We start from the raw sequence: 10384 nt of genomic DNA on the forward strand, positions 1-10384 counted from the left end.
CGCATCGCGAGACTACGACCATCATGGAACCCAATCTGTCGACCGCCCAGACGGATGAAGTCGAAACGACCGAGCACTTCGGCCGCCGCAATCCGCTGGAAATCGGCGTGCAACTGCGCAACCTCTTCAACCGCGGCGACTTCCTGACCGTGCAGTACAAGGGCGGCCAGCTGGTCACGCGTATCCTCGACGTCGACGTGCGCACGCAGACCTTCGTGTTCGACTGGGGTGCGCTGCCCGAGCAGAACCGCGGCCTGCTTGCGGCGCCGCACTGTCATTTCCTCGCGGCGCCGGAAGGCGTGCGCGTCGAGTTCGGCACCGGCACGCCGCGCGAAACTTCGTTCGAGGGCCGGCCGGCATTCGAATCGGCGTTTCCGGAGGTGCTGTACTACATCCAGCGGCGCGAGTACTTCCGCGTCGAGACGCCGATCCTCAATCCGTACTACTGCTCGGGCAAGCTGCCCGAAGGCGATTCGTTCCGCTTCGAGATTCACGATCTGTCGCTGGGCGGCATCGGCTTGCGCACGAACGACGACCGCGTCGCGACGCTGCCTTTGAGCACCGTGTTGCACGACGTCGAAGTGAACCTCAATGGCAGCGGCACGCTGTCGCTCGATCTGCAGATCGTGTCGCTGCGCGCGACGCCGCTGCCGCACGGCGGCGGTACGCGCTACCTGCTCGGTTTGCGGTTCATGTCGCTGCCGGGCAGCGCGGAAAACACGCTGCAGCGCCTGATCACGCAGCTCGAAATGAAGCGCCGCTCGCTCGTGCGCGCTTAAGCAGCGTCACATACAACGCCAGAAATGAAGGAGGCCCCGTGAAGGGGCCTCGGTGTTGCTACCCCTGATATAGCGCCCAATTCCCCGCTTTCTCCGCGTTTTGACTTGTCGAGCCGCTGCCGATAATGCAGCGTCGGACAAGTCCGGCGTACCTCGCCGGCTGCATGCAGCCAGACGTCTTCCGTCGAGCAGCGCGGCGTCCGTGCAATCCCTAAACTTCCGGCAGTCGGCGCCGATATACCGGTTGTTCACGCAACTGGCGGCTGTCGCTTGACCCGCCTCTCAGGAGCACGCATGTCAGGAGGAAACCTATTCGGCATCGGGCTGAGCGGACTGAATGCCGCGCAGCTCGGGATGTCGACGACGGGTAACAACATCAGCAATGCGGCGACGCCGGGCTACAACCGCGAGCTCGCGCAGTTTGTCGAATCGAACGGGATGAATACCGGCTCCGGTTTTATCGGCGGCGGTGTCAACACGACGACGATCCAGCGCCAGTTCAGCCAGACGCTGATGAGCCAGCTCTATAGCACGCAGTCGGACAGCTCGTCGCTGAGTTCCTATTCGCAGCTGATCACGAGCCTCTCCAACCAGATCGGTAGTCCGACTGCCGGGATCGGCGCGGACTTCACGTCGTTCTTCAACAGTCTGCAGACGCTCGCGGGCTCCGCGAGCGATGGCCCGAGCCGCCAGAACGTGATTAACAACGCGAACGTTCTCGCGCAGGATCTCAACTCGATGGGGCAGCAGATCGATCAGCTGCGCCAGGGCGTCAATACGACGCTCGCGAGCACGGTCACGCAAGTCAACAACCTGACCAAGCAGATCGCGCAGCTGAACGCGCAGATCGCTGCGGCCGGCGCGAGCGGCCAGCCGCCGAACCAGCTGCTCGATACGCGCGACCAGGCCGTTTCGCAGTTGACGCAACTGGTCGGCGTGAACGTGCAGACCGCGAGCGACGGCACCGATACGATTTCGCTGTCGAACGGCATGACGCTCGTGCAGGGCAACCAGAGCTACCAGCTCGGCACGACCCCGTCGCCGAGCAACCCGTCCGAACTGGCGATCACCTATCAGCAACCGGATTCGACGAACCCCGGTTCGTTTGTCACGACGGTTCTGCCCGATTCCGCCATTTCCGGCGGTTCGCTCGGCGGCACGCTGCAGTTTCGCAGCCAGTCGCTCGATCCCGCCGCGCAGCAACTGGGCGCGCTCGCGACGAGCTTTGCCGCGCAGGTCAATGCGCAGAACGGACTCGGCATCACGCCGGGCGGCAGCGCGGGCGGACCGCTCTTCTCGGTCGCACCGCCGAACGTGATTCCGAACACGAAGAACACGGGCACCGCGACCGTGTCGGCGACGCTCACCGACCCGACCAATCCGCCGAGCGACGACATGAAGCTGTCGTTCGACGGCACGAACTACACGCTCACCGATACCGTGACGGGCAAGGTGATCGGCACATCGCCGCCGCCCACCGGGGGCAATCCGCTTACGATCGGCGGCCTGTCGATGACGATCAACGGCACGCCGGCGGCCGGCGATTCGTTCACGATCCAGCCGACCTCGGGCGCGCTCGACAGCTTCAAGGTGACCGGCACATCCGCCGACATCGCCGCGGGCTCGCCCGCGATCGCGTCGAAGGGCTCGGCGAACACGGGTGGCGGCGCGATTGCCATCGGCACGGCGAGTTCGGGCTTCCTGATCAACTCGACGGTGACGCTCACGTATGACGCCGCCACGGGCACGCTGACGGGCCTGCCGGTGGGCTCGGTCGTGACGTTCGGCAACCCGCAGCAAACCGTCACGATTAGCGCGGCGAACCCGGGTGTGCCATACGACCCCACGAACGGCGACACCTACACGGTCACGAATCCGGGGCCGCCGGTCGCGTCGCCGAACGGCATTTCGTTTACGGTGTCGGGCACGCCGGACGACACCGACACGTTCACGATCGGTCCGAACGCGGGCGGCACGCAGGACGGCAGCAACGCGACCGCGATTTTCAACGTCAGCACCAGTACCGCGCTCGGCGGTACGACGCTGACGAACGGCTACGCGGAATTCGTCAACAACGTCGGCAACACGGCGAGTAATCTCGAGTCGCTGTCGACCGCGAAGAGCAGCACGCTCGCGCAGATTACGGCTCAGCAGCAGTCCGTGTCGGGCGTGAACCTCGACGAAGAAGCGACCAACCTGCTCGAATACCAGCAGCTTTATCAGGCGAACAGCAAGGTGATCACGACCGCGCAGACGCTTTTCCAAACGATCTTGCAAGCACTCAGCTGAGGCTTCGAACGATGCGTATCGCTACCGTACAGATTTACGCGAACACGATCCAGAACATGGACAACCAGCAGTCGCTGCTGGCTGAACTGGAACAGCAGGCGTCGACGCAGATTCGCGTCGCAACACCGGCCGACGACCCGCTCGGTGCCGCGCAAGCCGTGCAACTGTCCGCCACCGGCTCGGTTCTCGCGCAGTTCGCGTCGAACCAGAGCACCGCGACGGGCCTGTTGCAAACCGAAGACTCGGCCTTGAGCAGCGTCTCGAGCACGCTGCAAAGCGTGCTGACGCAGTTGAACGGGCTGGGCTCGGGCACCATCAACGACAGTAACCGCCAGGCGGCCGCGAAGGCGCTGCAGGGTCTGCGCGACCAGTTGATGTCGATCGCCAATACGACCGACGGCACCGGCAATTTCATTTTTTCGGGGTTCCAGGGCGGCACGGCGCCGTTTTCGAACGCGTCGAACGGCGGCGTGGTCTACAACGGCGACCAGGGCACGCGCACGCTGCAGATCTCGAACACCACGTCGGTTGCAACAACCGACAGCGGCTCCAGTGTGTTCCTGAGCGTGCTGCCCGGCCTGTCCGACCCGGTTCCCGCCGGCGCGTCGACGAACGCGGGCACAGGGGTGATCGGCCCGGTGTCGGTGTCGACGCAGGGCGCGGCCAGCAACAACAAGCCGTACTCGATCACCTTCCTGGCTGATCCGACCACGGGCGACCTCGACTATCAGGTCAGCGATACGTCGACCACCCCGCCGACGGCACTCGGCACGCCGCAGCCGTTCACCGCGGGTCAGTCGATCGATCTCGGCGGCGGTGAGAGCGTCTCGATCTCCGGCACGCCGCAAGTGGGCGACTCGTTCACGGTGACGCCCGCCGCGCAAGGCAATACCGATGTGTTCGCCACGATCGATGCGGTGGTGGCCGCGCTGCAGAATCCGGCGCAGGACAACACGGCCGCGATGGCGACCATCGAAAACGCGATCAACACCGCGCATACGCAGATCGACAATGCGATGACGAATGTCGCTACCGTGCATGCGTCGGTCGCGGGCCGCGAGCAGCAGGTCACGGCAATGGGCAAGGTCAATACGCAGCAGGCGCTGCAGACCACGACTAACCTGTCCGACATCGTCCAGGCCAATCCGTCTCAGGTGTTCAGCCAGCTCACGTTGACGGAGTCGGTGTTGAGCGCAACCGAAACGACCTTCGCGTCGGTTTCGAAGTTGTCGCTGTTCTCGATGATCACGCCGTAAGCGCCAACGCGCAGACCACGCTACGAAGCGGGCCGCAACGCAAGCGCGACGCGGCCCATTTCTTCGATACCGTTATCGATCATCCGCGCGAAGAGCGGAATCATGTTCGGCAGCATCAGCTGGATTAGCAGCAGGCCGACCAGCATCGTGACCGCAAAGCCGATCTGAAAGATGCCGATCTGCGGCGCCGCGCGGTTCAGAATGCCGAGGCACAGGTTCGCGATCAGCAGCGCCGCCACGACCGGCAGCGCGATCAGCATGCCGCCCGCGAACAGCGTCGTGCCCCATTCGGCAAGCATGCGCCAGCCGGGCGCGCTCAGCACGTTCGCGCTCACCGGCACCGACTGGAATGTCATGACGAGCGCGCTGATCACCTGCAGGTGACCGTCGAGCGCGACAAACGCGAGCATCGCGATCATGTTCAGCAGCATCGACAGCACGTCGGTCGAGCCGTGCGATTGCGGGTCGATCAGCGTCGCGAAGCCAAGGCCCATGCCGAGGCCGATGATGCCGCCGGCCATTTCGACCGCGCCGAATACGATCTGCATCGTGAAGCCGAGCGCGAGGCCGATCAGCAACTGGTTGACGAGAATCCACGTGCCGGCCGCCGAAAACACCGTGACCTGCGGCATGGCGCCGAGTGTCGGCGCGACGATCACGGCGATAAATGCCGCGAGCCCGACCTTCACGCGCATCGGCACCGATGCGTGACCGAGCACCGGCGCGCTTGCCACGAGCGCGAGAATGCGCACGAACGGCCAGAGAAACGCGGTGAGCCACGCGTTCAGCTGCGCATAGGTGACGGTGAACATGACGGTCGAATTCGAATGCGACGATGGATTGCGACGGTGGATACGTACGCAAAAACGGCGTATGCCACAGCGGCATACGCGCCGTGCCGCGTCCCGCTTCTTTCAGTTCGCGACGTTCGGTATGTTCGTCAGTACCTGACGCATATAGTCGAGCATCGTTTCCATCATCCATGGGCCGGCGATCACGAGCGTGACGCCGACCGCGGCGAGCTTCGGAATGAAGGTCAGCGTGCTTTCGTTGATCTGCGTCGCGGCCTGAAAGAGGCTCACGATCAGACCGACGATCAGGGCGACGAGCAGGAGCGGCGCGGCCAGCAGCAGCGTGACGCGCATCGCGTCATGCGAAAGGGTCATTACGGTTTCCGGCGTCATCGCGGTTGTGCTCCTGCGTCGGTTGAAGATGTCGGTGAAAAAGCGCGCGCGGCTAAGTGAAGCTCTGCGCGAGCGAGCCGATCAGCAACTGCCAGCCGTCGACGAGGACGAACAGCATCAGCTTGAACGGCAGCGAAATCGTGATTGGCGACACCATCATCATGCCCATCGACATCAGCACGCTCGCCACCACGAGGTCGATGATGATGAACGGAATGTAGATCGTGAAGCCGATCTGGAACGCGGTCTTCAGTTCGCTCGTCACGAACGACGGCACGAGCAGCGACAGCGGCACGTCTTCGGGCCCCTGCATCGGCGGCGTGTGCGCGATCTTCGCGAAGAGCGCGAGATCGGTTTCGCGCGTCTGGCGCAGCATGAAGGTCTTGAACGGCGCGACGCCGCGCTGCACGGCGTCGTCCATCGAGATCGTGCCCGCGGAAAACGGCTTGTAGCCGTCGTTGTAGGCCTTGTCGAGCACCGGCGACATCACGAACAGCGTCAGGAACAGCGCGAGGCCGACCATCACCTGGTTGGGCGGCGTGGTCGTCGTGCCCATCGCCTGGCGCAGCAGCGACAGCACGATGATGATGCGCGTGAAGCTCGTCATCATCAGCACCATCGCCGGCAGGAACGACAGCATCGTGAGCACGAGCATCGTCTGCACGCTCAGCGAATACGTCGTGCTGCCGTTCGGGCCCGGCGTGGCGTTCAGCGCCGGCAGGCCCGCTACCTGGGCGAAGCAAAGGGAGGGGAGCGCCAGCATCAGCGCCGGCGCCATCAACGTCACGAGGCGCCCAAGCCGCACGGACGAAAGCAGACGCGCGGGCGAGGTCAATGCGCGGGCCGCGCCGTCACGGCGCATCGCGGAGCGAAGCACTTCCATCTATCGATCTCCGCCGCTGTGCCGCTGCAGACGTTTCGCCGCCTCGCTTTTCAGCGCGTCGCGAAAGCGTTGGCCGAAGGTGCCCGGCAGACCGCCGCCGGCCGTGGAAGCAGCGTGGTGGCCATCCGCGGAAGGCGTACCGAAGTCGCCATGGCCCGAACCGGAGCCCGCGCGGCCGGCGCCTGCCGCGCCGGTCGATCCGGCCGGCATCGCATACAGCAGACGCACGTTGCCGGGCGCCGCGCCGAGCACGAGCCACTGGTCGCCGATCTCGACGACCGCGACCCGCTCCTTGCCGCCGAGCGACGTGCCGCCGACCGTTTTCACGAGGCCGCCGCGCTGTCCGGGCTGCAGGCCGAGCCGGCGTGCAAGCCACGCGCAGCCGAACACGAGCGCGATGACGACGGCCAGCCCGACGATGGTTTGCACGAGCGCGCCGACGCCGAGCGCCGGTACCGCCGATCCCGCGCCGACGCCCGAAGCGATCTGCGCGGCATGGTTGACTGCATTGAGGTCCGCCGCCCACGCGGGCAACGGAGCCAAAAGCGAGAAGGCTAACGAAAACGCTGCGAACGGAGCAAGCCGCGTCGCGAGCACTGCGGGTTTCATCGGTTCAGTTTCCGGATCCGCTCGGACGGCGTGATGATGTCGGTCAAACGGATACCGAACTTGTCGTTGACGACCACGACTTCGCCCTGTGCAATCAGACAGCCGTTGACGAGCACGTCCATCGGTTCGCCGGCCAGACCGTCGAGTTCGACGACCGAGCCTTGCGCGAGCTGCAACAGGTTGCGGATGGCGATCTTCGTGCGGCCGAGTTCGACCGTCATCTGGACAGGAATGTCCAGGATCATGTCGATGTCGTTGCGCGTCGCGGTCGAGGTCACCTTCGACAGCGGCTGGAACACGCCTGCCGTGGCCGGCGCCACATCGTTGCCGTTCTGCTCGGCCAGCGCCGACGCCCAGTCGTCGAGCGCGGTTTCGTCGCTTGCTTCGCCTGCCTGCGCAGGGGCTTCCGCGTCCGGCGCGAGTTCCGGCAAGGGCATTGCCGGCGCAGCGTTGGGGGTCGGGGTAGGGGTCCCGTTCAGATCACTCATATCCGCCTTCCTTCATCGTGTCCGCGGCGCTGATCATCTTCAGGACCCGCAGCGCGTATTGACCATTGAAAATTCCGTAACCGCATTCCATCACCGGCACACCGTCCACCTTCGCGGTGATGAATTCGGGGATATTGATCGGCAGCACGTCGCCCGTCTTCATGTTCAGGATCTTCTCGAACGTGATCGGGATCTGCGCGAGGTCCGCGGTCAGTTCGACTTCGGCGGCCTGGACCTGCTGCGACAGCACGCGCACCCAGCGGCGGTCCACTTCGAGCGCCTCGCCCTGAATCGGCGAAGACAGCACGTCGCGGATCGGTTCGATCATCGAATACGGCATGCAGATATGCAGCGTGCCGCCAGTCGGCCCGAACTCGATCGAGAACTGCGTTACGACGACCACTTCGTTGGGGGTCGCGACGTTCGCGAACTGCGTGTGCATTTCCGAGCGCACGAATTCGAACTGCAGCGGGCGCACGCTTTTCCATGCGGTCGTGTAGTGCTCGAACACGAGGCTCAGCAGCTTGCTGATGATGCGCTGCTCGGTCTGCGTGAAGTCGCGGCCTTCGACGCGCGTATGGAAGCGCCCGTCGCCGCCGAACAGATTGTCGACCACGAAGAACACGAGGTTCGGATCGAACACGAACAGCGACGTGCCGCGCAGCGGCTTCACGTGCACGAGGTTCAGGTTCGTCGGGATCGGCAGGTTGCGCGTGAATTCGCTGTACTTCTGCACCTTCACCGGGCCCACCGAAATTTCCGCCGTGCGCCGCATGAAGTTGAAGATGCCGACGCGCATCAGCCGCGCGAAGCGCTCGTTGATGATCTCGAGGCCGGGCATCCGGCCGCGGACAATCCGCTCCTGCGTCGCGATGTTGTACGGGCGCACGCCCGCCCGGTCGGCCTGATCGGACTTCTCGTCGTGTTCTCCGGTGACGCCTTTCAGGAGGGCATCGACCTCCTCCTGGGACATGAACTCTTCGTGGCCCATCTCGATTCCTTGTGCGTCGGTTCGCCTATTGAGAGAGACGCGCTTCTACGCGACGCAGCGTCACTGAACGACGAACTCGGTGAACAGCACGTCGTCGACATGGACCGGCGGGCTGCCGGCTTCGGTCGGCTGTTCGATCAGCGCGGCAAGTTCTTTCGCGAGCGCGCGTTTGCCGTCGAGCGGCGCGAGTTCATCCGGGTGTTTGTTCGACAGCGCGAGCAGGACGCGGCTGCGGATTTCGGGCATATGCGCGGTCAGATGTTCCTGCGTCGGCTGGTCGTTGAGCTTCAACGTCAGGCCGATGCGCAGATAGTGCTGTTCGCCGTCGTCCGACTGCAGGTTGACGGTCATCGGCTCGAGCGCGAAGAAGACCGGAATCGGCGACGGCTTCGGCGCTTGCGCGGCTTGCTGCGGAGCCGGCGCGGTCTCGTGGCGGCTCATGTAGAACCAGGTGCCGCCGCCGGCCAGACCGGCCGCGACGAGTGCGATCAGCGCGATCACGAGCGTGCGTTTGATCATCCCGGGCGAGCGCGGCGCTACGGCGGCTTGCGGGTTTGCGGTCGTGGTGGCCATGTGTCGTGTCTGTGAAGGCGGCGGCTGTCCGAGGTCAGCTTGAAGTCAGTTTGTTAGCGTGCATTGTTCGTTAAATGCAAGCCGCGTGATGGGCCGAAAAGAGGGGACATTCGTGGTTAGCTCGCTTGTTCGCTCAGGTAAACGTCCCCGGTAAGCGTCTCGAACGAGCGTCTCAAGTCAGCGTGCCGAGTGAGCGTCTCAGGCAAACGTATCGACGAGTCCCACCGTCCTGCGCGTCGGTCCGGCCGTCACCGTCGTCGCCGCGACGTCGCTGGCGCTGCCGCCGTCATAGCCGCCGCGGTTGCCGTTGCTTCTGCCGCCGTCCTGCGCCTGCTGCCCGCCTTGCCGCGCAAAGCCGTCGCTGACGCTGGTGCTGCCCAGCCCGATGCCGTTCTGTTCCATCGCCTCGCGCAGCTTCGGCAGCGCGGCTTCGATCGCGGCGCGCACCTCCTGGTGTTGCGAAACGAACAGCGCGTGCGCGTGATTGTCCGCGACCTGCAGCACGACTTGCAGCGGCCCGAGGTTCGCCGGGTTCAGCGTCAGTTCGGCGCTTTGCTGATGCAGGTTCGACATGAACACGACCTTCTGGCTCAGCGCTTCGTCCCAGTCCGTGCTGCCCACTTCGGGCGCGAGCGCATTCTCGGTGTAGGCCGCGGTGCCCGACTTCGCCGCTTGCGACGCACCCGCGCCGCCGCTTGCGGCCGCACCGGCGCCACCCGCTTGCGAGGCGGCCAGCGCGGCGTTGAGCGCATCGATGCCGTCGGTCGCGGTGGGCAGGCTCGTCGCGGCGGCCGCGTCGGCGTTCGCCGCGGCCGATGCCGCCGCTGCGGCGCTCGCGCTTGCTTGCGCGGTCTGCTGGGTCTGCGCTGCCGTCGCGGCGACGGACGCATTGTCCGTCTGCATGCCGTTGTTCACCGCGCCGTTCGCGCCGGCCTTTGCGTCGCCGAGCATCGGACCGATCCCGAAGCCCTTGCTGTTCGAATTGCCGGGGCCGCCGGCCGAGAGGTCGGCGCTCGCCTTGTCGCTTGCGCCGTTGGCCGCGCCCGCGGCGAAGTTCTGCACCGGCACCGCGGCGACGAGATCCGTACGTCCGCTGTTCAGCGCCGCCAGCGCCGAGTCGACCTTCTGATGGATCGACTTGCCACCCGTCGACACACCGCCGGATCCTTTGTGATCGCCGGTGCCGTCGGCCTTCGCGTCGCCGGCGAGCGCCGCCGCGGTTGCGTTCGCCGCGGCGTCGTCGGCAGACGCGCTGGCGTCCTTGTTTGCATCGGCCGCCGCATTCGCGCGGGCCTGCGCTTCGGCCGCGGCGGCCGCCGCCGCGGCGGCGGT

At 65.3% G+C, this 10384-nt stretch carries 11 protein-coding genes; 3 read left to right on the top strand and 8 right to left on the bottom strand.

The genetic code is table 11. The annotated features are described in order from the left end of the window. Window positions 1-23: 23 nt before the first annotated feature. From ACYPXD_RS16755 to flgL, 3 genes are all read left to right on the top strand, one after another. Complete coding sequence (locus tag ACYPXD_RS16755; RefSeq protein ID WP_459713434.1) at window positions 24-779, top strand: flagellar brake protein; 756 nt, start codon at window positions 24-26, stop codon at window positions 777-779. Between the two features lie 294 nt (window positions 780-1073). After that, complete coding sequence (gene flgK, locus ACYPXD_RS16760) at window positions 1074-3068, top strand: flagellar hook-associated protein FlgK (RefSeq protein WP_459713436.1); 1995 nt, start codon at window positions 1074-1076, stop codon at window positions 3066-3068. Window positions 3069-3079: 11 nt separating this feature from the next. Further along, a complete protein-coding gene (gene flgL, locus ACYPXD_RS16765; RefSeq protein WP_459713439.1) occupies window positions 3080-4324 on the top strand; it encodes a flagellar hook-associated protein FlgL in 1245 nt (414 codons plus the stop codon). A gap of 20 nt (window positions 4325-4344) precedes the next feature. On the opposite strand, the gene fliR is transcribed toward flgL, so the two are convergent. From fliR to ACYPXD_RS16805, 8 genes are all read right to left on the bottom strand, one after another. Then, complete coding sequence (fliR, locus tag ACYPXD_RS16770; protein WP_459713441.1) at window positions 4345-5136, bottom strand: flagellar biosynthetic protein FliR; 792 nt, start codon at window positions 5134-5136, stop codon at window positions 4345-4347. 102 nt (window positions 5137-5238) lie between these two features. Further along, window positions 5239-5508, bottom strand: coding sequence for a flagellar biosynthesis protein FliQ (gene fliQ, locus ACYPXD_RS16775; RefSeq protein ID WP_459713443.1), 270 nt, complete (start codon window positions 5506-5508; stop codon window positions 5239-5241). A gap of 52 nt (window positions 5509-5560) precedes the next feature. Beyond that, window positions 5561-6391: a flagellar type III secretion system pore protein FliP gene (gene fliP / locus ACYPXD_RS16780; protein WP_459713445.1), complete on the bottom strand. Its 831-nt coding sequence runs from the start codon at window positions 6389-6391 to the stop codon at window positions 5561-5563. Then, window positions 6392-7000, bottom strand: coding sequence for a flagellar biosynthetic protein FliO (gene fliO / locus ACYPXD_RS16785; RefSeq protein ID WP_459713448.1), 609 nt, complete (start codon window positions 6998-7000; stop codon window positions 6392-6394). Next, window positions 6997-7488: a flagellar motor switch protein FliN gene (gene fliN / locus ACYPXD_RS16790; protein ID WP_459713450.1), complete on the bottom strand. Its 492-nt coding sequence runs from the start codon at window positions 7486-7488 to the stop codon at window positions 6997-6999. Before fliN ends, fliO begins: the two co-directional genes overlap by 4 nt. Then, window positions 7481-8479, bottom strand: a complete 999-nt coding sequence (fliM, locus tag ACYPXD_RS16795; RefSeq protein ID WP_459713454.1) for a flagellar motor switch protein FliM — start codon at window positions 8477-8479, stop codon at window positions 7481-7483. Before fliM ends, fliN begins: the two co-directional genes overlap by 8 nt. 60 nt (window positions 8480-8539) lie before the next feature. Continuing rightward, window positions 8540-9052: a flagellar basal body-associated protein FliL gene (gene fliL, locus ACYPXD_RS16800; RefSeq protein ID WP_459713456.1), complete on the bottom strand. Its 513-nt coding sequence runs from the start codon at window positions 9050-9052 to the stop codon at window positions 8540-8542. Between the two features lie 198 nt (window positions 9053-9250). Beyond that, the coding region (locus tag ACYPXD_RS16805; RefSeq protein ID WP_459713458.1) for a flagellar hook-length control protein FliK at window positions 9251-10384 on the bottom strand (1134 nt) is incomplete at its 5' end.

Source organism: Paraburkholderia sp. 2C (genome assembly GCF_054589215.1).